Annotated in this window: 22 protein-coding genes and 1 tRNA gene; 7 read left to right on the forward strand and 16 right to left on the reverse strand. The window is 70.5% G+C overall.

What is annotated here, in order from left to right; genetic code table 11:
* Nucleotides 1-153: 153 nt before the first annotated feature.
* The 5 genes from GJR97_RS16555 to GJR97_RS16575 all read left to right on the forward strand — a co-directional run bounded on the left by GJR97_RS16555 (nt 154) and on the right by GJR97_RS16575 (nt 3,949).
* A complete protein-coding gene (locus tag GJR97_RS16555; RefSeq protein ID WP_229276376.1) occupies nt 154-318 on the forward strand; it encodes a helix-turn-helix domain-containing protein in 165 nt (54 codons plus the stop codon).
* A 249-nt stretch (nt 319-567) separates the two neighbouring features.
* A complete protein-coding gene (locus tag GJR97_RS16560) occupies nt 568-1,269 on the forward strand; it encodes a hypothetical protein (protein WP_154347870.1) in 702 nt (233 codons plus the stop codon).
* Between the two features lie 254 nt (nt 1,270-1,523).
* Entirely contained in the window at nt 1,524-1,994 is a 471-nt protein-coding gene (locus GJR97_RS16565) for a hypothetical protein (protein WP_154347871.1), read from the forward strand.
* Between the two features lie 214 nt (nt 1,995-2,208).
* Nucleotides 2,209-3,372: a phage major capsid protein gene (locus GJR97_RS16570; protein WP_154347872.1), complete on the forward strand. Its 1,164-nt coding sequence runs from the start codon at nt 2,209-2,211 to the stop codon at nt 3,370-3,372.
* Nucleotides 3,373-3,385: 13 nt separating this feature from the next.
* Nucleotides 3,386-3,949 (forward strand): HK97 family phage prohead protease, encoded by a 564-nt coding sequence (locus GJR97_RS16575; RefSeq protein WP_154347873.1) that lies wholly within the window; start codon nt 3,386-3,388, stop codon nt 3,947-3,949.
* A 59-nt stretch (nt 3,950-4,008) separates the two neighbouring features.
* On the opposite strand, the gene GJR97_RS16580 is transcribed toward GJR97_RS16575, so the two are convergent.
* The 11 genes from GJR97_RS16580 to GJR97_RS16630 form a co-directional block, all read right to left on the reverse strand.
* Entirely contained in the window at nt 4,009-5,256 is a 1,248-nt protein-coding gene (locus GJR97_RS16580) for an AlbA family DNA-binding domain-containing protein (protein WP_154347874.1), read from the reverse strand.
* A 930-nt stretch (nt 5,257-6,186) separates the two neighbouring features.
* Entirely contained in the window at nt 6,187-6,741 is a 555-nt protein-coding gene (locus tag GJR97_RS16585; protein ID WP_154347875.1) for a DUF2335 domain-containing protein, read from the reverse strand.
* Nucleotides 6,734-7,024 carry a hypothetical protein gene (locus GJR97_RS16590; RefSeq protein ID WP_154347876.1) on the reverse strand — a complete coding sequence of 97 codons (291 nt, stop codon included), beginning with the start codon at nt 7,022-7,024 and terminating at the stop codon, nt 6,734-6,736. The genes GJR97_RS16585 and GJR97_RS16590 overlap by 8 nt, the downstream gene beginning before the upstream one ends.
* 123 nt (nt 7,025-7,147) lie before the next feature.
* On the reverse strand, nt 7,148-8,035 hold the full coding sequence (locus tag GJR97_RS16595; RefSeq protein ID WP_154347877.1) for a type II secretion system F family protein: 888 nt from the start codon (nt 8,033-8,035) through the stop codon (nt 7,148-7,150).
* Nucleotides 8,023-8,904: a type II secretion system F family protein gene (locus tag GJR97_RS16600; protein WP_324613620.1), complete on the reverse strand. Its 882-nt coding sequence runs from the start codon at nt 8,902-8,904 to the stop codon at nt 8,023-8,025. Before GJR97_RS16600 ends, GJR97_RS16595 begins: the two co-directional genes overlap by 13 nt.
* On the reverse strand, nt 8,901-10,136 hold the full coding sequence (locus tag GJR97_RS16605; protein ID WP_195760749.1) for a CpaF family protein: 1,236 nt from the start codon (nt 10,134-10,136) through the stop codon (nt 8,901-8,903). Before GJR97_RS16605 ends, GJR97_RS16600 begins: the two co-directional genes overlap by 4 nt.
* A gap of 79 nt (nt 10,137-10,215) precedes the next feature.
* Entirely contained in the window at nt 10,216-10,368 is a 153-nt protein-coding gene (locus GJR97_RS16610) for a hypothetical protein (protein ID WP_154347879.1), read from the reverse strand.
* A gap of 80 nt (nt 10,369-10,448) precedes the next feature.
* Nucleotides 10,449-11,378 carry a coiled-coil domain-containing protein gene (locus GJR97_RS16615; protein ID WP_154347880.1) on the reverse strand — a complete coding sequence of 310 codons (930 nt, stop codon included), beginning with the start codon at nt 11,376-11,378 and terminating at the stop codon, nt 10,449-10,451.
* Between the two features lie 158 nt (nt 11,379-11,536).
* Nucleotides 11,537-13,198 (reverse strand): FAD-dependent oxidoreductase, encoded by a 1,662-nt coding sequence (locus GJR97_RS16620; protein WP_324613621.1) that lies wholly within the window; start codon nt 13,196-13,198, stop codon nt 11,537-11,539.
* 3 nt (nt 13,199-13,201) lie between these two features.
* Nucleotides 13,202-15,454, reverse strand: coding sequence for a PAS domain S-box protein (locus GJR97_RS16625; protein ID WP_154347881.1), 2,253 nt, complete (start codon nt 15,452-15,454; stop codon nt 13,202-13,204).
* A 103-nt stretch (nt 15,455-15,557) separates the two neighbouring features.
* Nucleotides 15,558-15,872 (reverse strand): hypothetical protein, encoded by a 315-nt coding sequence (locus GJR97_RS16630; protein WP_154347882.1) that lies wholly within the window; start codon nt 15,870-15,872, stop codon nt 15,558-15,560.
* A 223-nt stretch (nt 15,873-16,095) separates the two neighbouring features.
* On the opposite strand from GJR97_RS16630, the gene GJR97_RS16635 reads away from it, so the two are divergent.
* Entirely contained in the window at nt 16,096-16,785 is a 690-nt protein-coding gene (locus tag GJR97_RS16635; protein ID WP_154347883.1) for a hypothetical protein, read from the forward strand.
* Between the two features lie 90 nt (nt 16,786-16,875).
* On the opposite strand, the gene zwf is transcribed toward GJR97_RS16635, so the two are convergent.
* Nucleotides 16,876-18,279, reverse strand: a complete 1,404-nt coding sequence (zwf, locus tag GJR97_RS16640) for a glucose-6-phosphate dehydrogenase (protein WP_154347884.1) — start codon at nt 18,277-18,279, stop codon at nt 16,876-16,878.
* Between the two features lie 112 nt (nt 18,280-18,391).
* On the opposite strand from zwf, the gene GJR97_RS16645 reads away from it, so the two are divergent.
* A tRNA-Leu gene (locus tag GJR97_RS16645) sits at nt 18,392-18,473 on the forward strand.
* Between the two features lie 227 nt (nt 18,474-18,700).
* Here the strand turns inward: GJR97_RS16645 and GJR97_RS16650 are convergent.
* From GJR97_RS16650 to GJR97_RS16665, 4 genes are all read right to left on the reverse strand, one after another.
* Nucleotides 18,701-19,495, reverse strand: coding sequence for a ZIP family metal transporter (locus GJR97_RS16650; protein ID WP_324613622.1), 795 nt, complete (start codon nt 19,493-19,495; stop codon nt 18,701-18,703).
* A 57-nt stretch (nt 19,496-19,552) separates the two neighbouring features.
* Nucleotides 19,553-21,154, reverse strand: a complete 1,602-nt coding sequence (locus GJR97_RS16655; protein WP_154347885.1) for an alpha-amylase family glycosyl hydrolase — start codon at nt 21,152-21,154, stop codon at nt 19,553-19,555.
* Nucleotides 21,155-21,218: 64 nt separating this feature from the next.
* Complete coding sequence (locus GJR97_RS16660) at nt 21,219-22,133, reverse strand: HpcH/HpaI aldolase/citrate lyase family protein (protein WP_154347886.1); 915 nt, start codon at nt 22,131-22,133, stop codon at nt 21,219-21,221.
* Nucleotides 22,133-23,554, reverse strand: coding sequence for a cation:dicarboxylate symporter family transporter (locus GJR97_RS16665; RefSeq protein WP_154347887.1), 1,422 nt, complete (start codon nt 23,552-23,554; stop codon nt 22,133-22,135). Before GJR97_RS16665 ends, GJR97_RS16660 begins: the two co-directional genes overlap by 1 nt.
* Between the last annotated feature and the right edge of the window lie 37 nt (nt 23,555-23,591).

The raw sequence follows: 23,591 nt of genomic DNA on the forward strand, positions 1-23,591 counted from the left end.
GAAGATCGTCACCCGCCCCTCTCCGGGGGCTACTCACCTTAGAAGGGAGTCCCCCGGCAACGGGAGAACTCCGTCATCCAAGGCGCAGCCGACTCGGCTGCGCCTTCCGTCGTTAAGGAGCATTCGATGACGTCTGAAGCGAGGTGGGGCTCCATGCAGGAGGCCGCGGAACTAGCAAGGGTGTCCACCCGCACCATCCGGCGGCGAATCGCCGACGGGGTTCTCCCCGCCCGGCGGTTTGGCCCGCGCCTCATCAGGGTGGACTTGAATCAGCTCGACGAAATGGGTCGGCCGCTTCCCGGGCGGCGAGTGTCATGAGTTGCTCGGACGCATTCTGGGCTGACTACGGACCGTGGCTCTCCACGCGGCATCCGTCGATGGGTGAGGCAGACCTGCGCGCGTACGCGGGGCGAATAGAGAACGTCCGCGAAAGCATCCGTCCGACGCTTACCCCTGAGCGCGTCGACCGAATCGCCCGCATCTGGCGGGGGGTGGGGCTCCAGTGAGCATCGCCCTAACCCTCCGGCGATTCCCGATCCACGACCGCCTGGCGACGGGAGGTGTGCGATGCCCGGCATGAACGCGAATCTCCCGCTCAAGTGGCTCAGCGACGGCACGATTCACGGGCTCACGCCGTTGGCCTGGTGGCTGCACTCCTTCGGCGTCATTTGGTCCATGCAGCAGGAGTCGGATGGGCGCATTCCAACGAACGCGCTGCCCGTCATCGAGCCCTATCGAACCTCTCCCGCAGCCCGCTCGAAGGCGCTCCGCGAGTTGGCCGAAAAGGGCCTCTGGACCACCAACGAGGGCGGCTATGTGATCGAGGGTTGGGCGGACTCGCAGACAACCCACGCCCAGATGGAGAGCAAGCGCGCGAAGTGGCGGCGCGACAAGGGCTCGGAGCCTGCAGCATCGCAGCCACGAGAGTCCGATTCCACCGACGGATCCACCAAGGGCTCCGCCACGGTTCCACCGGAACTGTCTAAGGGAAGGAAGGGCAAGGACGAGCAGGCGAAGGACGAGCAGGCGAAGGACGAGCAGCGGAGAGCTGACGAGTTCGCAAGCGAGCACGATGAAGCGTTCGCGACAGACCCTGGGCTTCGGTACCTCGGAGACGAGCCCGCCTTCCCTACCTCACCGAACGCTGTGGTCGGTGGCGCCGAATTCGATCGCCAAGGCAATGAGGTGCCGGAATGGCTCCGAAGTAAGGGGGCGCAGCTCGACGGCGTGACCGGTCGCTGGGCGAACGGGAGTGGGTTCCTTGACTGAGTGGCCCACTCGTATTCCGGGCACGCCGTTCCGATGGGTACTCACCCTCACATCGGAGGACCGCGCTCCGGTCTGTCCAGCGCATCAACAAGTCACCGATGTCATCGGCGTGTGCGCGGAGTGCCTTGACGAACTCGGTTGGTCGGGATCCCGGTGCGCCATCTGCGGGTGGCCACTGCATCCCGCAGTCGAGCGGGACCGCTTCGACACGCACCCCACCTGCGAACCCCGAATCGATGGACAGGAGAACACCAATGAACCCCGATGAGATGTTCGACCCCGAGCACCCTGAGAACAACCCGGCCAACATCGTGACGATGGCCGAGCTTGTGAAGGCCACCGGCCTGCGTCAGCCCTACCGCTTCACGGCGATCCTCGATGCGTTCACCCGCGGTGGTGGCCAGGCCACGCATCTGATCTGGACCCTCGCACTCGAGCTGGCCGCCGCCCTGGCGCGCGAGGTCGGGCCTGGCTGGGCCCAGGTCGTCGAGACCACGAGCACGATGAAGCAGGCCGAGGTTGCCGCATGGGTCGCCGTTGGCCAGGAAGAACCGGCTACCGAGGTGCAGCACGATTCGAGCCGGGCACATGCGGACGTCAGTGCGCTACGGCGTCTCGTTCCTCCTCCGCGCACAGTTCGTGACGTCAAGTCGCGGATGGGGTGGGGCTCGGGGCGGGCGTCAGCCGCCCTGCGGGCGTACCGGGTGCGGCGCGACCAAGGCTGATCGATTACGCAGCCACTACCGCAGCACGGCCAAGTTTTGTACCATGGTTTGTAGCTGATCAAGCCAAGGCCGAGGAGCCGCAGCGGGGCAGGCGGAGGAGCCGAACGGCCAACGCAGGCACCCGATTCATCGTGGCCAAGTCCGAGGAGCTGGACCAGAGTCCAAGCCGCGATGCGCGGCGCACTCCGGTGGTTCCCAGAACGGGCCGATCCTCATGCCTACCCTCGCCGAGCAGCGAGACGCGCTGCTCACCCAGGCCAACGCGATCGTCGCGGCGGCCAAGAACGACCATGACCGTCCCCTGACCGACGCCGAGTCGGCGGACCTGTCGACCCTGCTCGATTCGGTCGACGCGCTGGACGAGCGCCTCGCTCACGTGAAGCGTAGCGACGAGATCATGCGCCGCCTGTTCGGGATCGGCGGGGACGCCGACCCCAAGGCGTTCGACGACCGAATTCGAGGTGACGAGGGTCAGCTGCACCTAGCCTTGACTTCGCCGGAGCGCCGGGTGGCCGGGACGAAGCTCGCGCAGGCGATGCTGCAGAAGTCCCTGACGGTGACCGGGGAGACCGTCTCGGATGTCCCCGTCACCGGTCCGATCGCGCAGGGCCAGGTCCCGAGCTCGATCCTCGATCTACTGCCGCTCGTTCGGCACGCCGGCCCGGTGTTCCGCTACCTCCGGCAGACCACCCGAACCTTCGCCGCGGCCGTGGTCGCACCGGGGGCGGTCAAGCCCGAATCGAGCGTCGGCGTTACGTCGGTGGACGGCGGGCTTCAGGTCATCGCTCACGTCGCGGGTGGCATCAACGTCTACGATGTGCTGGACGCGCCGTCCCTGGCGCGCTGGCTCAGCGACGAGATGCTTTACGGCCTGGGCCGGGCGGTCGAACAGGAGATCCTGCTCGGCGACGGCACGGCCGGGCACCTCACCGGCATCCTGAACACCAGCGGCATCCAGACCCAGGCTGCAGGGCCGGACGTGGTCACCACGATCCGTTCGGCGATCACGAAGGTGCAGTCCCTCGGCTACAGCCCCGGCGCGGTGATCCTCAACCCGGCCGACTGGGAAGCGGCGGAGACGCTGCGCGCCACCTCCGGCGTCTTCGACTTCGCACCCGGTGCCCCGGTCGACGCCGCCGCCCAGCGCCTCTGGGGCGTCCCTGTGGCCCTCTCGCCGACGATCACGGCGGGCGTCGCGGCGGTGCTGGATCCGGGCGTGGTGGGCGTGGACGTCGATACCCAGGGCATGCGGCTGCAGTGGTCCGAGGCCAACGCGGACGACTTCACCCGCAACCTCCTCACGATCCGCGCCGAGGGTCGGTTCGGGGTGTCCGTCTACCAGCCCTCAGGCGTGGTCATGGCCACCCTCCCGGCCTAAGCAGGGGGCCGCGATGCTCCGTAAGTACACCCCCGCCACGGGCCTCAAGGCCGGCGTGGACGACGGCCTGACCGAGGGCGAGTTCATCGCCTACCCCAGCACCTTCACCCGCACACCCGACAGCTACGGCGACGTGGTCGCCAAGGGCGCATTCCTACGCACCATCGCGGACTGGAAGGCCTCGGGCAACGTGCTGCCCGGCCTGTTCGGGCACCGCATGGACGACCCCGACTACTTCGTCGCGTCCGCCACCGACATGGGCGAGGACGACCACGGTTGGTGGGTCCGTGGCCGGTTCGACCTCGACAGCCCGAAGGGCGTCCAGGTGTACCGACTCGTGAAGGACCGTCGACTCGCCCAGCTCTCCTTCGCCTACGACGTCCAGGACAAGGCCACGGTGACCCTCGCGGACGGCACCAGCGCCACCGAACTCCGCCGGGTGAACGTCTACGAGTTCAGCTTCGTGCCGGTCGGCGCGAACCAGGACACCGGCGTCGTCGGCGTTAAGCATCGAGGCGGGAGAACGTCCGATCTACTGCAGCGACTGCGCTTGGTTGAGGCCCGCAGGCATCAGTAGGGCGAGCGCCCCGCGAGTGGGTCGTTATCGGTCTCGCCGCCCACCTCGAGGAGTGTCCGTCATCCTGGTCGGTCCGGAGGGGTGATCTTGTCCGCTAGCGAAACCCCACCTTGGTTCACGCAGTCCCGCGCGAGGTCGTGAACCTCCCAATGGAACTCGAGATCCGAGACATCCGTCCTGATCGTCGCCTCGACTGGTGTGAAGCGGTGCAGCGGAGTCGACCAGTCTTCGATCGCGTGACCGAAACGGTCCGCAGCCATGATCGAGAGCGGCTGCGCGCCGCTCCATTCGATGCCGACGCGTACCTCATATTCGGAACGGTTGCTCGAGCCTGCAGTGGCACGCAGCAGCGCCATGAAGTCGGCGACTCCGGCCTGGATGGCGCGGGACTCGATCTGCCTGCCCTCCCAGTGACCGTCCCTGCTCATCCGGTGCCCGCCGACGGCGGCAGCGATAGATACTGAGCCATCGTGATGGATGCTCGCCCACGCCTCCCTCCACATCTGACGCTCTCCAGTAGCGGCGTTCGCCGCAACCCAACGCCGCAGACCTGGCCGCGGGTTCAGGAGTTCGACGCTTTCCAACGGGTGAACGGCGTTCCGATCGACATACACGAGACAGAGCTTCATTGCGGCCTCGAAGATCTTGCGCGCGTCATCGCGAGTTGGCCGCTCAATACGACCTGGGACCCTCGGGTGCCCGACGGCGACCAGCCACGCGCGAACGTCGTGGTCGCGACCCGCCACAGCTTCGGCGTAAAGCTTGTCGAGTGTTTCGGTCGCATGCCGTCGCTCGTCGAAACGGGCACGATACATCGCTTCGATCTGGCGTTCCTTCATCCACACTGTGTCGGAGTCGTTGCGGATCGGCGCACCGAAGTACTCGTTCCTAAAGATGAGATGGGGGCCATCCATACTCGCCGGCACCACAACGACGACTGCCCGATTAGCTGCTGTCCCGACGGTGTGAACTCCGAGCCCGAACACTGGTGGCGTGATGGCCGTAACCGCCGCCGAGCGGAGAGCACGTTCGTACTGTTCACCGAATTCGTGGATGCCGACGCGGGCGCTAGCCGCCCGTTCAGATTCGGTCACGCCGTAGACGATCACCCCTCCGCCATTGTTCGCCATCGCAGCCACGTCCTTGGGAAAATCCGACTGCGGCAATGCCTTCATCGGAGGGAGCTCCGCCTTCCAGTCGAGGTCGTCCGTCTCCATGACCCCGACGTCGATCGCTTGATCGACCATTTCGATGGTGAAGGGACCCGGCGGTAGCCCGAGCGCACGGTGTAGGGCGGTGAACGTCATGATCTGACCGTAGTCAAGTGACCCGAGAATGCCCGGTCGAGCACGCCAACGGGGGGAGCTCGAATCGCGGCCCGGCCCGGCCCCGGATCACGCCCCACGGGAGTGACCCGCCCCCCCTCAATCACATAGCCACCCCAGGGGTGTTGGCATGATTGACGGAATGTCCTCTTCAATTCGCCCACCGCTGATAGGCCCAGCCTCGCCTCTAAGACGACTCCCAGCTGGCTTGGACACCCGGCAGGCCATGTTCTGGGACGGCGTGCGTCTGGCCCTTGAAATGCTCGACATATCCAATGCGAGACTCCGGGATGGGTTGGAGTCAATCGCCGAGTACGGCGGCGGAGTCGACGCTCGAACGTCGCAGGCGATGCTTGACGCGTGGTCGTTTGTCGACTCAGCTCACAGGTTGCGATCACTCCTGAGAGAATTGCCGAGGTTGAAGCAGAAGACTCCCCCGATGCAGTCGATCTACCGAGCTTTGCAGCCCAGCGAGGCACTCCGACACTCCGTCCAGCACCTTCAACGGGACATCACACGCCATGCTGAATCGGGTACCCCGACCTGGGGAACCCTCTCGTGGCAGCGAATGGACTCCGCGGAAGCTGGCCGCGCATTCATCTTGGTCCCAGGAGCAGTGCGGACAATGCAGAATCTGGGCGGACTGCCAAGCGAGCCCATCGTGGAGAACCCGGACCATATAGTCCTTAGCGCATTTGGCGCGCACCTGAATGTCTCGAATACCTACAGAGCTGTTGAGAACTTCACCACGGCTCTGGACCGTTCACTCGAGGAGGCCTTCGCGGTCACCGATGATCGACTAGGTTCCGACGCGGTACTCACTGTTGAGTTCACGGTGGACGGGCAGCACTTAACGCCGAATGGGGCTAGATCGGACCGAGGAACTGGGAGCTAGCGCGGGAACGGGGTGCCCTACTCAGACGCAGGTGGCCGAACTACTGCTGTCTCTCGAGTCGCACTCGCCTTGTCACGCTTCGTCGGCCCGGTGCGCCTAGCCGGGCCGCGCCCACGCGAACCCGCACCAGCGATGTAGAGCACAACGCCACCTCCGAAAGCCACCGTGACGATCGTGCCGCCTACCACCGCCTGACCATTGAGGATGCACACGAGTCCGAGACTGAGCGCCGCAAGTACCAGGACAAAGGCGAGCCATTGGCCGATGAAGGCTCGAACCTCGTTCCCCTTCACGAACCGCTTTTCCATCTCCCTACGATGCTTCCCTTGCTCGTCGAAAGATTCGAAGACAACTCGGGCGGCACCAGGATAGAGCGCCTCGAATCGCTCCAGGTGGTCCGGATGAGGGAACGGACTGTTGTACTGCTCCAATTCGACGCGCTCGAGCTTCGCCTCCACCCGAGCATCGATCTCCTCGACGACCTCGGCAGGGAGCTCCGGATCGGCTTCTGCAGCCTGCGAATCCGCGTGGGCTGGCCGCTTGACCGCGTCCCCGCGAGTGACGTCAGTCATGGGTGTATGCGCCGGTGCCCGCGAAGACAGTGCCTAGGTCACCGCCGACTGCATCCCAATCATTCTGGATCGCGGCGATGTCGGCCTCGCCCCCTGAGTCGTGCAGGTAGTAGCAGTGCTTTGTGTCCCCGGCCAGATTGAAAGTCTCGATGGCACCGCGGACGAAACCATGCCACCGCTCGTCACGGACCGGATACGAGTTGAACAGCACCGTACAGTTGCGCTCGGCATCGAAGGAGTAGTCGACCCACCAGCGTCGTCGAGCGCTCGAACCAAGCGACATGTCGGCCTCCCCGCTCTGCTTCGTTTCCTGAATCTAGCAGCATCCGTGCTACGCAAGTAGTAACGCCAGCGACGCATCAGGATTCCCTGCGGGGGCAGACAGGTCTCCATGCCAGAAAACATGTCATCGTCCCCTGGAAACCGGGACCAGCATCGCGATCTCCTTGCGGCCCGCGAGCTCGATGATGGTGCGTCTGGCCTCTGCTCGGGCGTCGCCCGCCTGCGCCCTCAGGACGTCGGCGAGCGGGGTGCCGCGGTCGAGTGCACCGAGCACCTGGTCGAGCGCTCGCGACAGCGCCGGATGCTCGAGGCCGTCGCGCAGGTCGGCGAGCGCCGTGCCGATCGGGACACCCGTGCCGACCGCCGCGACCACGCCGGAGAACTCCCGGGCGAGCTCACCGGTGCCCGTTCGGGCCACGCGGCGGAGCGCGTCGAGCATGCCTTCGCCCGCGGTGAGGCTGAGCGTGAGGAACTCGAGCACCGTGGGCAGTTCGCTCGTGATGCGCGCGAGGCGGCGGCGCGCGGCGCGCTGGAGCATCCAGTCGGCCGCGACCGCGCCGGCCATTGCCCCGAAGGGCGGGATCGCCCAGCGCAGCACCGCGGGAGCCGCCTCCATCGTCGGGGCGAGGAGCGCGAGCAACCCGGCCGACGCGAAGCCCGCCGCCGCCCAGACGAGTTGACGTCCACGGAACCGCTCGACCGTCCCATCCGCCCCGGCCTGCCGCAGCCGGCGCGCGACCGTGTCGTTCCCGCCGAGGATCGACGACAGGATGCCGCGTGCGCGCCGCGCAGCGGGGAGCACGAGCATCCCGATGACCGGGCCCGGGTCGGATTCCGGCTTCGCCCGCATGGCGCGCGCCTCGGCGGAGACGTCGGTGACGTACGGCGCGACGCGGTCGACCAGGCGGGCCCGGCCGATGCGGGGAACGGATGCCGCGACCAGCCAGAGACCGAGCCCGAGCATCGCACCGAGCGCGACGGCGACGATCGGCGTGGCAGTCAACTGGACCATCGGCGCTCCTCGGGGAGCCGGCCGAGGCCGAGCATCAGCCGATACGCGACGACCGTGACGGCGACGCCGCAGAGGATGAGCACGGTGCCTGCCGGCGAGTCGTAGGAGGCGAGTGTCTCTGGCCTGGTCGCGAGGACGCACAGGAGCAGCCAGGGCGCGGCGACGCCCAGGCGCGCGGCGTTCCGGATCCACCCCTGACGAGCGACGACCTCGGCGCGCAGCGCTGCGTCCTCGCGGAGGTAGCTCGCGAGCCCGCGGAGCACGGCGGTCAGGTCGGTTCCGCCGACCTCGCGCGCCATCCGCAGGGTCTCGAGGATGCGATCGGCGACCGGATCGGCGAGGCGGGCCTTCAGCGCGTCGACGGCCGAGCCGAAGTCGCCCGTGCGGCGGAACTCGTCGTCGAAGCGCGCGAACGCGCTTCGCGTCGCCGCGGGGCCGAGGTCGGCGAGCGCGGCGACGGCGTCGGGGAGGTTCATTCCCGCACGCACGCTCGAGACGAGGTGATCGACGACGTCGGGCCAGATCGAGCGGTTCACGGCACGGCGGCGGTTCGCGCGCGACCTGACGACGACGGGCACTGCACCGGCGCCGATCAGCGCCCCGATCAGCGCGAGCAACGGCACGCCGAACACCGCCTGCGCGATCGCCGCGGCGAGCGCCGCGAGCACGACGCTCACGGTGATGACGATCGCGATCGGCACCCCGGGGATGCCGGCCAGCGCGAACTCGTCGCGAATCGCGGCGAGCGCGCCACGCCCTGCGACGGCGTCGGCCGCCTCGACGGCCGACTCCCGACGCGCCGGCCAGAGCCACGGCGACAGCACCAGGACGATGCCGGCGCCGAGCGTCGCGCCGAGGATGAGGCTCACGCCGCGGCACCCAGGACGATCGCAGGATCCAGTCCCGCGGCGTCGAACTTCTCGAGCCGGACCGGGTGCGCTCCGGTACGGACGAGTTCGTCCGTCGACCGGTCGCGGCGGAAGATCGCCTCGGCCTCCACGCGGGCTCCGACGGTCGCACCCGTCGTCGCGGCGATCTCGACGACGCGCCGCCGCCCGTCACGGTCGATGGCGAGGTGGACGACGAGGTCGATGCAGGATGCCACGGTCGGCACCACGAATGCCGAGTCGATGTTCCTGCCGGCCAGGAGCGGCAGGGTGCAGAGCTTCGCGAGCGCGTCCGGTGCGGAGTTCGCGTGGATCGTGCACATGCCGGGCACGCCGGAGTTCAGCGCGATCAGCAGGTCGAGGCTCTCGGCCTCGCGCACCTCGCCGACGACGAGCCGGTCGGGACGCATCCGCAGCGCCTCCTTGACGAGTCGACGCAGGGTGATCTCGCCGCTGCCCTCGAGGTTGGGCTGGCGGCATTGCATGGCGACGAGGTCGCGCACGTCGAGGTCCAGCTCGAACGTCTCCTCGACCGTGACGACCCGCTCGCCTCTTCGCGTCGCGGCGAGCAGGGCGTTCAGCATGGTCGTCTTGCCCGTGTGCGTCGCACCGGAGACGAGGAGGTTGGCTCCGGCGAGCACGCCCATCCGGAGGAACTCGGCCGCGGGTCGGGTGATCGATCCGAGCTCGACGAGCCGCTGGAGCGAGCGGATCCGCTGCTGGAACTTCCGGATGTTCACGGCCCAGTGCGCACGCGTGACGTCCGGGATCGCGACGTGGAGTCGAGAGCCGTCCGGCAGCGACGCGTCGACGAACGGCGACGAGAGGTCGACCCTACGGCCCGAATGCTGCAGCATCCGCTCGACGAGGTCGCGCACCTCGCGATCCGACAGGACGACCGTGGTGAGTTCGGCCACGCCGCTCCGCGCCACGAACACCCGGGTCGGCGAGTTGATCCAGATCTCCTCCACGGTCGGGTCGTCGAAGAACGGCTGCAGCGGCCCGTAGCCGGTGATGGATGCCACGACCTCGCGCGCGGCGCCCTGCTCGTCGATGAGCGGAGCGTGCGCCCCGGCGAGCGCCCGCTCGGAGTACCGGCGCACCTCCTCGGCGGCGAACCGGGCGGCCAGCGCCTCGTCGCGTGCGAGGTCGACGCCCTCGCTCAGCACCCGCCCGCGCACCCGCTCGGCGATGGTGCGCACGGGGTCCGACATGGCTCCCATCTTGGAGAAACGGAGCGGATCGCCCGCTCAGTTATCCACATCGCAGACGGAGCTGGACCCGGGACCGTCGTCAGGTGCCCGGGATCGGCGGAACGCCCGGACCATCGGGTGAGCGCACCTTCCCGCAGCGGCCGCACTCGTAGTAGCGGTCGCCGGTCTCGGGTTCGTGCTGCAGCACCCACTTGTGGATGCCGATCCGGCACTCCCAGTTCTTCTCGGCCATCGCCCGCTCCCGTCTCCGGGTCTGGGGGGAACCGTGACTGACGGTACTCCGATCGGCGCGGCGCCGCGCCTCGGATCGGCTCAACGGACGAGGTCGTCGCGCGCGGCCTGCGCCTCGTCACGCGCGCGCGCCGAACTCGCGGCCTCGGCGGCCGCCGCGTCGCGGGCACGCGTCGCGATGCGCACCTCGCGCTCGGCCGGGCGGAGTTCGTCGCGCACCTCGGAGAGGCGTCGCTCGAGTTCGTCGCGCTCGGTCTCGAGGTCGTCGAATCGGCGCACGGCGCGATCGAGGCGGGCGGATGCCTCGGCGAGCGCGTGCTCGTCGTCGTCGGCGCGCTCGCGCGCCTGTCGCAGGGCCTCCTCGAGGCGCTCGCGTTCCCGGCGCGCCGCCTCGGCGGCCCGGTCGGCCCGGTCCGTGCGCGAGGTGTCGCGGGAGGCGGCATCCGCTCGCCCGTCGGCCCGCTCGGACAGGCGTCGCCCGAGCCGGCGCGGCGGGCCGGTTTCGCCACCGCCGACCGCACCCGCGACGTCGACGTCCACGCCGACCGCGCGCAGTGCGCGCACGAGCCGGCCGCTCGCGACGGCGGCGCCCGCCTCGGCGGAGACGCTCGCGGCGACCAGGGTCTGCTCCACCTCGTCGAGCACGGTGCGCGACGGCGAGCGGTCGGCGGCATCCGCCAGTGACACCGCGAGCCGCATGAGGTCGCCGATGAGCTCGCGCCGCTCGGCGATCAGGGCGCCGAGCGCCCGCCCGTCGCCGGCGGCCTGCGCGTCGGCGAGTTCGCCGCCGAGGCCGACGAGGTCGCCCAGGCGATCGGGCTCGTCGCGCGCGAGCCGGTTCACGATCCACGCCGAGGGCGAGGGGCGACGGAGCGCGCCGATCGCCTTCGCCAGCGCCGGCTCGCGCGCACTGCGCGCATCCGCCGCGCGGGCGTTGCGCGCCGCGGTGAACTCCTCGGGCACGAGCGCGTAGAGCGCGTCGGCCGCCTCCGCCACCGGGTCGGTCGCCATGCGACCATCATGGCGCGATGGCCGGCGAGGTGGTGGAGTACGCAGGATGAGCCGCGTCACGCCCGGCGGTGGGGTCGCGTGCTCCGCGTCATCCTGCGAACCCCACGGTCCGCAGCCGACCTCGAGCAGCCGCGAGGACGCCGCTGCCCCGCCCCGCCTCAGACCGTCTCGAGGTACTTGTGCACGAGGCTCACCGCGACCGAGCCCTGCCCGACCGCCGACGCGACGCGCCGCATCACGTCGTGCCGCACGTCGCCGGCGGCGAAGATGCCCGGCACGCTCGCCTCCTGCAGGAACGGGTCGCGCTGCGGCATCCACCCGCGTGGGCGCCTGCCGTCGCGCACGAGGTCCTGCCCGGTGAGCACGAACCCGTGGTCGTCGAGCTCGACGAGGCCGCGCACGAGCCCCGTGCCGGGTACCGCCCCGATGAAGACGAACATCGCGTCGGCGGGCAGCTCCTCCTCGCCGCCGGTCGCCATGTCGCTGACCGTGACCGACTCGAGGCGCTCCTCGCCGGCGAGCGCGACGACCCGCGAGTGCGGGCGCACCGTGATGTTGGGCGCCGCCTCGATCTGGTCGATGAGGTAGCGCGACATCGACGACTCCAGGCCGTCGCCGCGGACCAGGATCGTGACCTCGGCCGCGTACCGCGACAGGAACATCGCGCCCTGCCCGGCCGAGTTCGCGCCGCCGACGACGGCCACGCGGCATCCGCTGTACGCCACCGCCTCCGACGCGGCCGCGCCGTAGTAGACGGATGCCCCGAGCAGCCGCTCCTCGCCGGGCACGTCGAGCGTGCGCGCCGACACCCCGGTCGCGAGCACGAGTGCGCGGCAGCGCAGCTCGGTGCCGTCGTCGAGCGTGACGATCTTGTACGAGTCCTCCAGGCGGATGCCGGTCACCGACTGCGGGCTCAGGATCTCGGCGCCGAGTCGCTTGGCCTGCGTCACCGCACGCCGGGCGAGGTCGGCGCCGCTGATTCCGTTCGGGAAGCCGAGGTAGTTCTCGATGCGCGAGCTCGTGCCGGCCTGTCCGCCGGGCACCTCGCGCTCGACGACCGCGGTGCGCAGCCCCTCCGAGGCGCCGTAGACCGCGGCGGCGAGCCCGGCGGGTCCGGCGCCGACGACCACGAGGTCGTAGAACGGCTGCTGGGCGGGCGCCCGCAGGCCGATGCGCTCGGCCAGCTCGTGCAGGTCGGGGCAGAACAGCGTCGTGCCATCCGGTAGGAAGACGACGGGCAGCTTGCGCGTGCCGCTCGTCGACGCCTCGACCAGCTCTCGCGCCCCCTCGTTCTTCTCGATGTCGAGCCACTGGTACGGGATCTGGCTGCGCGCGAGGAAGTCCTTCACGGCGTGCGTCGTCGGCGACCACAGGGCGCCCGCGACGCGGATGCCCTCGTACACCGGCGGCGCGCTCGCGCGCCAGTCGTCGAGCAGGTCGTCGATCACCGGGTAGAGCCGCTCTTCCGGCGGGTCCCACGGCTTCAGCAGGTAGTAGTCGAGGTCGAGCGCGTTGATCGAGGTGATCGCCGCGTTCGTATCGGCGTAGGCGGTGAGCAGCACGCGCTTGGCGTCGGGGACGAGCTTCAGCGCCTGCTCGAGGAACTCGGTGCCGGTCATGCCCGGCATCCGCTGGTCCACGATGAAGAGCGCCACGGGGGTGCCGCGCTTCAGGTACTCCCCCACGGCGTCGAGCCCCTCCTGCCCCGACGCCGCCTTCACGACGCGGTAGTCGGAGCGGTAGCGCGCCTGGAGGTCGCGCGCGATCGCGTTGAGCACCTGCGGCTCGTCGTCGACCGTCATGATCACCGGCTTGGCCACGGGTCAGCCCTCTCCGTCGTCGCCCGGCGTGGCGTCGCCGGGCGTCGAGTCGATCGGAAGGCGCACCGTGAAGCACGTCCGGCCCGGGACCGACTCGACCGTCATGTCGCCGTGGTGCTTCTTCACCACGATGTTCCGCGAGATCGGCAGGCCGAGCCCCGTGCCCTCGCCCACCGGCTTGGTGGTGAAGAACGGGTCGAAGAGCACGACCATGTTCTCGGGCGGGATGCCGGGGCCGTCGTCCTCGATCTGCACCTCGACCACGTCGTCGTCGCGCCGGGCGCGGACCGTCAGCGTGCCGACGCCGTGCATGGCGTCGATGGCGTTGTCGATGAGGTTCGTCCACACCTGGTTCAGCTCGCTCGCGTACGCCTGGATCGCCGGGAGGTCGGCGTCGTACTCGCGGACCACGTGCACGCCGCCCTTGAGCTTGTTGTGCAGGATGATCAGCGTGTTGTCGAGGCCGCGGCGCACGTCGACGTCCTGGACGGGGGTCTGGTCCATGTACGTGTAGGTCTTCAGCGCCTTCACGAGGTCGACGATCCGCGTCGTGCCGACCGCGACCTCCGAGAGCAGCGTGTAGATGAGGAACTTCAGGCCGAGCCACTCGACGACGACCGAGGCCTCGTCGCCCGCGAAGGTCGCCGCGAGCCCGGCGAGGTCGTCGACGTCGAGCCCGAGGCTCACCAGCGCGGGGGCGAGCTCGCCGCCGTCGTCGACGTCGTGCTCGTCGAGCCAGTCCTCGACCTCGGCCTCGCGATCGCTGCGCTCGAGCGCGCCGAGCTCGATCGGCTGGTCGGCGCGCTCGACGGCCATCCGATCGAGCTCGCGGAGCTGCTCCATCTTCGACCCGTACAGGCCGAGGCGTCCGAGCTGGAGCTGCGCCTCCTGCAGCTTGGCGAACACGGCCATCGCCTGCGACGCGCCACGCTGGGCCGCGGATGCCGGGTTGTTCAGCTCGTGCGCCATGCCGGCGCTCAGCTTGCCGAGCGAGGCCATCTTCTCCTGCAGGATCAGCTGGTCCTGCATCTGGCCGATCTGCGCGAGGGTCTCCTCGAGCGCCGAGTTCTTGCCGCGGAGCTCGTCGGTCCGCTCGCGGAGCTGCTGCTCGCTCTGGCGGAGCGCCTCCTCGGCGGCCTTGCGCTCGCCGATGTCGCGGATGATGCCCGTGTAGTAGCGGTCCTCGTGCACGGTCCACGTCGACAGTGACAGCTCGATCGGGATCTGCGCGCCGGACTTCGTGATCGCCGAGAGCTCGACCGTGGTGCCGATGACGTGGGCCTCGCCGGTCTCGGTGTACCGCTTCATGCCCGCACGGTGCAGCTCCTGGAACTCGGGCGGGATCACGAGTTCGAGCTGCTGCCCGACCGCCTCGTCCTCCTCGTAGCCGAGGATCCGGGTCGCCGCCGAGTTCCACGACATGATGCGGCCGGTGTGGTCGGCCGAGATGATCGCGTCGATCGCCGACTCGGTCACCGAGCGGAACTTCTGCTCCGCCTGCTTGCGCTCGCTGATGTCGCGGATGATGCCCGTGTAGTAGCGGTCCTCGTCGAGGAACCAGGTCGCGAGCGACAGCTCGATCGGGAACTCCGACCCGTCGTTGCGGATGGCGGCGAGCTCGACGGTCGAGCCGATGACGTGGGTCTCGCCGCCCGTGCTCACGCGGTGGATGCCCGTGCGGTGCAGCTCGCGGAACCGCTCCGGGATCACGAGCTCGAGCGGCCGGCCGATCGCCTCGGCCTCGGTGTGGCCGAACAGCGCGGTGGCCGCGCTGTTCCAGCTCCGGATGACGCCCCCGGCGTCGGCGGAGATGATCGCGTCGATCGCCGACTCCATGACGGAGCGGAACTTCGCCTCGGACTCCCGCAGCGCCATGCGCACCTTCGACACCGTGACCTGGCGTTCGATGCGGGCGAGCACCTCGCGGGCGTCGAACGGGATCCCGATGAGGTCGTCGCCCGCCTCGAGCCCGCGCACGCGGGTCTCGACGTCGGCGTCGGCGGCCATGAAGATCACCGGCAGGTCGTGGGTCTCGTCGGCGCCGTGCAACTCGGCGGCGAGCGCGAACGGGTCGGCGCGCCGCAGGCCTGCGTCGAGCACGATCAGGTCGGGGCCGTGCGTCAGGGCGGCGTGCGCCTGCCCCGGATCTCCCTCGGCCGTGAGGACGGTGTAGCGGTCCTCCTCGAGGATGCCGCTGAGGTCCGCGATCGCGCGGGCGTCGTCGGAGATCACGAGGATCGAGCCGAGCTGGGCCACGGAGGCCTCCTCTCCGGGTCCGCGTCGTCGTCGCTGGTCGTGTTCCGCCACCCTATCGACGCGGTCGGGCGTCGGACTGTCCCCCGTACGGGGCGTCGCCGGCTCAGACCGGCGCCGACACGAGGGCGGTGGCGAGGATCGCGATCTGCCCCAGGAGCACGAACGCTCCGAGGATGATCGCCGTGAGCGACAGCCACCCCGGCCCGGTGATCGGGTCGGCGCGGAACTGCCGGCGTCCGACCACCCCGAGCACGATCGCGATCGCCGCGACCGGCAGCGCCCACCACGAGGGCAGGAGGAACGCGAACACGGCGAGCGCGATGCCGATGATCGCGGCGAGCGACGGCCGCCGCGTCGGCTCCGCGTCGCCCGGGACGCCCCGCCCGGGCCTGAATCCGCCGCCGGCACCCCCGCTCACGTCGAGTCCGCCCGTCGTCCACGCTGCCGATGCGCCATGGCTCCAGTCAACCGCACTCCCGGCCGGGCCGGGCGGATGCCGCGGGCCGGCGCGGCGCGGACCCCCGCGTTCGGGTGCCACCGCCCCGACACGCCCGCGCGTCGCCGCGCGCACGAGGCGCCTTCCTGACTACTGTCGGCCGAGAGACACGGCCGCGGGGGCGACGAGAACGGAGCGAACGCGAATGACCGGACCCGAACCTGCACGCACCCCGGAGGTCGACGCCGCCCGCACCGGCGACGACACGGTGTACCGGAGCGAGGCGGTCGATGACCTCGTCGCGCGCATCGTCGCCGAGGAGGTGGCGGAGCTCCGGCGCGGCTTCGCCTCGGGCGCCGAGTTCGCCCTGACCCGCGGCTCGGCGCGCGAGCAGATGCTGCACCGCCTCGAGTGCGCCTCGATCGAGTCGCACCTGGATCGTCCCTCGCGGTGGACCGAGCCGCACCGGCGGCGCCTCGCCTCGGACCCGGACTACCGGCTCCCGCTGCCGGACCTGATCACGCGGCAGGCCGCGCGCGACCTCTCCGGCGTGCGATCGTGCAAGGTCTGCTGGCCGAACCCCACGGGCGGCGAACCCCGACCGCTGCGTCGGGTGTCGGCGAAGAGCCTCGGGCCGCAGCACGTCGGCCACGTCCTCGCGAGGTCCGACGGCGAGCCGATCGGGACGATCGTGCGCTGGGGCGCCCGTACCGGCGCCGACCTGTTCGGCATCGAGCACGACGAGATCGAGATCGTCACCTCGACGGGTGTCGAGACGGTCGGGCCCGACGATCACGTCACGATCTGGGACCTGCCGACCGACGAGCAGGCGATCCGACGCAAGGCCCAGCTGGTCCAGCGGTTCGCGGGCGACGACGTCGCGGCGGCGGGCTGAGGTCGTCGGCCGGGCCGAGCCCCGCGGCCGGGCCGAGCCCCGCGGCCGGGCCGAGCCCCGCGGCCGGGCCGGTTCGCCGGCCGGTCCGCCTCACCCGTCGAGCCAGGGCTCGCGCCATCCGCCCCGCCCCTCGACGAGCGCGTCGGCGGCCGCCGGCCCCCACGTGCCCGGCTCGTAGGGCTGCACCTCGGGCGGCGCGTCGAGCAGCGGCTGGATGACGCGCCACTCCGCGTCGATCGTCCCCTGGCTGGCGAACCGCATGCCGCCGCCGGCGAGCGCGGCCTCGAACAGCACCTCGTACGGCGTCGGCGCCTCCCCCGGCGATGCCGCGAACCCGACGTCGAGTTCCGCCAGCTCGGGGTCGGCGGTACCCACGCGTTGCGCCGCGAGCGCGACGCGGACGCCGAAGGTCGGGCCGAGCCGCACGACCAGCTCGTTCGACGGGGGATGCTCCCCGCGCAGCCCGAACCCCAGCGACGGCGCCTCGCGGAACACGATGCGCACCTCCGTCTCGGTCTCGCGCAGCTTCTTGCCGGTGCGGATGAAGAACGGCACGCCCGACCACCGCGGGGTGTCGATGCGCAGCTCGAGCGCCGCGAACGTCTCGGTCGTCGAGTCGGCCGCCACCCCGTCGACGTCGCGATAGCCGTCGTACTGCCCGCGGACGTACCGGGCCGGATCCGCCGGCGCGACCTGTCTGAGCAGCTCGGTCCGCCGCTCGCCGATCGACGCACGGTCGCCGGGCTCGGGCGCCTCCATCGCGACGGCGACGACGACCTGCAGCAGGTGGTTCACGACGACGTCGCGGAGCGCGCCGACCGGGTCGTAGAAGTGCCCTCGGTCGTCGACGCCGAACGCCTCGGTCATCGAGACCTGCACGTGGTCGATGTGCTCGTGGTTCCACGCCGGTGCGAGGAGGGTGTTCGCGAAGCGCAGGAACGGGATCTCCTCGAGCCCCACCTTGCCGAGGTAGTGGTCGACGCGCAGCAGCTGCGACTCGGCGACGACCGAGTGCAGCTCGTCGGCGAGCGCCTTCGCCGAGGCGAGGTCGTGCCCGAACGGCTTCTCGATCACGAATCGCGCGTTCGTCGCGAGCCCCGCGCCGGCCACGCCCTTCACGACGGTCGCGAACAGGTTCGGCGGCACCTCGAGGTAGAAGAGCGGATGCTCCGCCCCACCCATCGCCTGCTTCACGCCGTCGTACGTCTCGGGCTTCCCGAAGTCGCCGTGCGCATACGACATGCGGTCCATGAGTCGTTGGAACACCGCCTCGTCGAGGTCGCCCTCCTCCGTGGTGATGCTCTCGCGAGCGCGCTGCGCGAGCCGGTCCTTCGTCCAGTCCTCGAACGCGACGCCGACGATCGGGCAGTCGAGCAGCCCCCGCTCCTCGAGTCGGTACAGCGAGTGGAAGGTCTTCACTTGTGCGAGGTCGCCGGTGATGCCGAAGATCACCATGACGTCGCGACGCGTGGTCGTGTCATCCGTTGCCCCCATGGGCGGCAGTCTTGCCGAGATGCGGCGGCGCCGACAAGGGGCGGATGCCTCCGCGCTGCCGAGCCCCGTGCCGGGCCGGCACCTCGCCGCCGCCTAGACTGAACGGGCACTCGCGGGAGTGGTGGAATCGGCAGACACGCAGGATTTAGGTTCCTGTGCCTTCGGGCGTGAGGGTTCAAGTCCCTCCTTCCGCACTCGAGCCGTCGGGCTACGAGGCGTGGACGACTCAGCGCCCGCGCTCAGTCCGGCATTCGGCGTACCGGCACGGGAGAGTTGATTCTCCCTGAGAGCGTGGGCAGGGGCGCGTAGGTCATCGAAGCAACCGCGGTTCGCCCGACGGGGCTTCAGCTCTCGATCGGCGGCGACTCAGGTGCTCGACTCGACCGCTCGCGATGCGCCTCGACCCCGACCCGGCGTCGCCTCACACGAGCGACAGCACGAACGAGAGCACGAATCCCGCGGCCGTGCCGAGCGCCACCGCCGGGCCGCCGTGCTCGTACGCCTCGGGCATGATCGTGTCGGCGAGCGAGGCGATCACCGCGCCGGCGGCGAACGCGAGCGGCAGCGAGATCGTCTCGGGGTCGGTGTTCGCGAGCGGGCCCGCCCCGATGACGACCGCGAGCACGAGCAGCGCGGCGCACGCGCTCCACAGGAGCACGATGCTCCGGGTCGATCGTCCCTGGCTGCGCATCGACGATGCGCCCACGAGCGACTCGGGCAGGTTCGAGACGAAGATCGCCGCCAGGAGGGCGAGCCCGCCGGTCCCGGCCTCGCCGAGTGAGACGCCGAGTGCGAGGTTCTCGGGCACGCCGTCGAGGGTCACCGCGGCGAGCAGCGCGAGTCCGGCCGCGCCGCGGGTCGTCGCGGTGGAGGCCGGTCGATCGGAGGCCGCGGCATCCGTGTCGAGCTTGACACTCCCCTCGACCTCGGCCGCGGGCCGCGCCTGCGGCCCCGGCTGCGCCCAGCGGTCGAGCAGCGCGCTGAGGACCGCGAACACGATCGCGCCGACGAGCAGGCCGAGCGCCGCCCTGACGATCCCGCCGCGCTCGTACGCGTCCTCGAACAACTCGAACGCGAGCGCGGTGATGAGTGCGCCCGCGGCGAACGACAGCAGGATCGCGAGCACGCGCTTCGGCAGGCGGACCCGCGCACCGACGACCGCGCCGACCACGAGCGCGCTCGAGGCCACCAGCCCGAACCAGAGCGCCGTCACCACGCGCCAAGTCTCGGCCGGATGCCGCGACCGGAGAAGGGGATTGACGCGCGGGACGATTCAGGCGTCGAGTGCGACCACGGCGTGACCGACGCCCTCGACGGCGAGGGCCGCTCCCTCGACCGAGACGCCGCTGCCGAGGAGCACCCGCGCCGAACGGCCTTCCATCACGTCCAACTGCAGCTGCACGGGCGCGCGCCTCGGATTGAGGACCACCAGGTGGTCGTCGCCGCGGAGGTAGGCGAAGGGGTACCCGGCTGCCACGACCGTCCGCGACCCGGAGGTGCCGAGCACCGGTGACTCGCGCCGGAGCCGGACCAGCCGTCGCACGTGCTGAAGCAGCGAGTCGGGATCGTCGCGCTGCGCGGCGACGGTGGGTCGGGCCGGGGCGAGGTCCAGGGGCAGGTAGAGGCGGTCGGCGGGCGCCACCGAGAACCCGGCGTTCGCGAGCGAGTCGTCCCACTGCATCGGCGTGCGGCAGCCGGCCCGGTCGTAGCCGGGGTTCCATCGACTGCCCTCGGTCGTCGGGGCGTCGGGGAGATTGCGCATGCCGATCTCGTCGCCGTAGTAGATCGACGGGATGCTCCCCCAGGTCATGAGGAAGGTGAACGCCACGGCCAGCTGCTCGCCGCTTCGTGGTTCGGTCGCCAGCCGGGTGAAGTCGTGGTCGGCGCTCGGGAGGACCAGGAGCCGATCCTCGCCGACGAGGTCGCTCCGATGCCGCCACAGGCTGAGGAACCGCCCGAGCGCAGCGGTCCCGTCGGCCTCGTCGACATCCGCGCTGAAGTAGCAGGGCTCCGGATGCGCCTGCCAGGGCAGGATCCCGGTCGTCCCGTCGTTGAACAGCGCGCTGTGCTCCGGATGGATGACGAGCGCGAAGTCGGCGTCGAAGGCGCCGCGCTGTCCGGCATCCGCCGTCCGGCCCTCGTCGCTCTCGGGGAGCAGGACGGCACCCGGGTGCTCGGCACGCATCCACGCGCCGATCTCGCGCCACAGCGCGGTGGTCTCGGCGAGGTCGGCGTCGTCCTTGACGAGCGAGAACGCCATGTCGACCCGGAATCCCGCCACGCCGCGATCGAGCCAGAAGCCGATGATCTCGCGCAGCGCGGCCCGGTTGGCACGGGGCCCCGGCGCATCGGGCGGCTGCCGCCACGGTTCGTCGGGATGCTGCCGCGCATAGCCGAAGTTCAGCGCCGGCTGCTCGGGGAAGAAGTTCTTGAGGTAGTACCCCGGCCGCTCCCCCGGCGAGGCGACGAAGCCGTCACCGGGCCGATCCGACCAGATGTAGCGATCGTCGCCGGGGTCCTCGGCCGAGGCGGCGAACCAGGGGTGGTCGACCGACGTGTGGCCGGCGACGAGGTCGAGCAGCACGCGGATGCCGCGGCGTCGCGCCTCGGCGATGAGCTCGACCATGTCGTCGTTCGAGCCGTAGCGCGACGCGATGCGCAGGTAGTCGGTGACGTCGTACCCGGCGTCGCGGAACGGCGAGTCGAAACACGGGTTGAACCAGATGGCGTCGACGCCCAGCCACTCGAGGTGGTCGAGGTGGTCGATCACGCCCCGTAGGTCGCCGATGCCGTCGCCGTCGGAGTCGGCGAACGACTGGGGGTAGATCTCGTAGATCACGGCGTCGGCGAGCCACGATGCGTCGGTGTCGTGCATGTCCCACCTCCCTTGCACGACGTTGCCGCACTCCGCCCGGGCGCACAAGGCCGCGCCCGAGCGCTCAGGCGTAGTCCGACCGGTGCCGACCCGCATCGCCCGCGTCGAGGCCGAAGACCTCGGCCGCACCGAGCAGCGCCTCCGCGCGGGCGATGCGCGGCAGGTCGCTGCCGTCCCGGATGCCGTGGCGCTCGAGGGTCTCGAGCACGTCGCGGGCCCACGCGAGCTCGCCCGCCGAGGGGCTGAGCGACGCGTTCACGACGGCGACCTGCTCCTCGCGCAGGCACAACCGGCCGGTCATCCCGACGGATGCCGCGTGCCGCGACGCTTCGGCGAGCGTCGCCGGATCACGCGCGACCGTGGGGCCGTCGACGGGTCCGGGCAGGCCCGCCGCGCGGCTCGCGCTGACGAGCCGCGATCGGGCGAACAGCAGTGCGAGCGGGTCGTCGGCGGCGCCCGTGTCGCGGCGGAAGTCGCCGCTGCCGAACGCGAGCCGGGTGACGCCGGGGGCCTCGGCGATCTCGAGGGCCGCCTCGATGCCCCTCGCGCTCTCGACGAGGGCGACGAGCGGCAGCGCACCGTCGAGGGCGTCGTGCAGCACCCGCACGTCGCGATCCGACTCGACCTTCGCGAGCACGACGCCCGCGACCGGGCCGGCCTCGCGCAGCAGCGCGACATCCGCGCTCCAGTGGTCGCTCGCGACGTCGGCGATGCGCACCCACGGCCGCAGCCCGGAGCCCACCGCCTCGGCGAGCGCGCCCCGGGCCGACGGCTTGTCGGCTGCGGCGACGCCGTCCTCCAGGTCGACCACCACGGCGTCGGCAGCGGATGCCGCGATCCGGCGCCCGAGGCCGTCGGCCGATCCCGGCACGAGCAGCCACGAACGCGCGACCGACGGATCGACGGGCGCGACGGCGGGCGCCGCCGACGCGGAGCGACCCGCCTCGACGACGCCCGACAGCTCCGGGCCGACCGGCATCACCGGCGCGCCCCGGTCTTCTCGGCCTCGAGCTCGCCCACGATCGCGGCGATCGCCTCGGTCGAGGGCCGCTGCTCCCGGTCGACCTCGGCCCGCTCGTCGGGTGAGAGGTGGTCGTCGACGCTCATCGTGGCCTCGTCGAACGGGCGCTCCCCCGAGAGCACGCCGGCCAGCTGCTCGCGATCGAGCTCCCTGGTCCAGGTTCCGACGAGGAGCGTGGCGACGGCGTTGCCGGTGAAGTTCGTGAGCGCACGGGCCTCCGACATGAACCGGTCGATGCCGACGATGACGCCCACGCCGTCGACGAGGTCGGGTCGGTGCGCCTGCAGGCCGCCGGCGAGCGTCGCGAGGCCCGCACCGGTGACGCCCGCGGCGCCCTTCGAGGCGACCATCATGAACAGCAGCAGTCCGACCTGCTCGCCGATCGAGAGCGGCGTGCCCATGGCGCTCGCGATGAACAGCGACGCCATGGTCAGGTAGATCGCGGTGCCGTCGAGGTTGAACGAGTAGCCCGTGGGGATCGTGATGCCCGCGACCGGCTTCGAGACGCCCGCGTGCTCCATCTTCGCGATGAGGCGGGGCAGCACGACCTCGCTCGACGACGTCGAGACGATGAGCAGGTACTCGCGGCCGAGGTACTTCATCATGCGGAAGATGTTGACGCGCGCCACCGCCCAGAGCAGCGATCCCAGCACGACCACGATGAACAGTGCGCAGGTGATGTAGAAGGCCACCATGAGGGTGCCGAGCGCGAAGATCGCGGCGATGCCGGTGTTGCCGACGACCGCGGCGATCGCGCCGAACGCGCCGATCGGGGCGACCCACATGATCATCGCGAGGATGCGGAAGACGAGCGCCTGGATCTGGCGGATGGCGCCGAGGATGGGCGTGCCCTTCGGCCCCATCTTCTGGAGCGCGAAGCCGACGAGCAGCGCCACGAAGAGCACCTGCAGGATGTTGCCGTCGACGAGCGACGGCAGCAGCGAGGTCGGGATGATGCCGAGGATGAACTCCTGCGTGGTCTTCGCCTCGGTCGCGCCGGCGTCGTACGATGCGCCGGCGATGTTCAGGCCCTCGCCCGGGTGGATGAGGTTGCCGACGACGAGGCCGATGCCGAGGGCGAACGTCGACATGACGATGAAGTACAGCAGTGCGAGCCCGCCCACCTTGCCGACCGTCGCGGCCTTGGCGATCGATCCGACGCCGAGGACGATGGTGCAGAAGATGATCGGGGCGATCATCATCTTGATGAGCAGCACGAACGCGTCGCCGATGGGCTTCAGGCCGACCGCGAACGCGGGGGCGGCCAGGCCCACGGCGATGCCGGCGAGCACGGCGACGATCACCGCGATGTAGAGGTAGTGCGAGGGGTCGATCCGCTTCCGAGGCCTGGTGCCGTCGATGCGAGACTGGAGCGCCATTGCCGTCCCTGCCTTCCGTGGTCGGTCGTCGCCGGGT

Origin of the sequence: Agromyces kandeliae (genome assembly GCF_009674665.1) — a bacterium.
Classification (GTDB): Bacteria; Actinomycetota; Actinomycetes; order Actinomycetales; family Microbacteriaceae; genus Agromyces; species Agromyces kandeliae.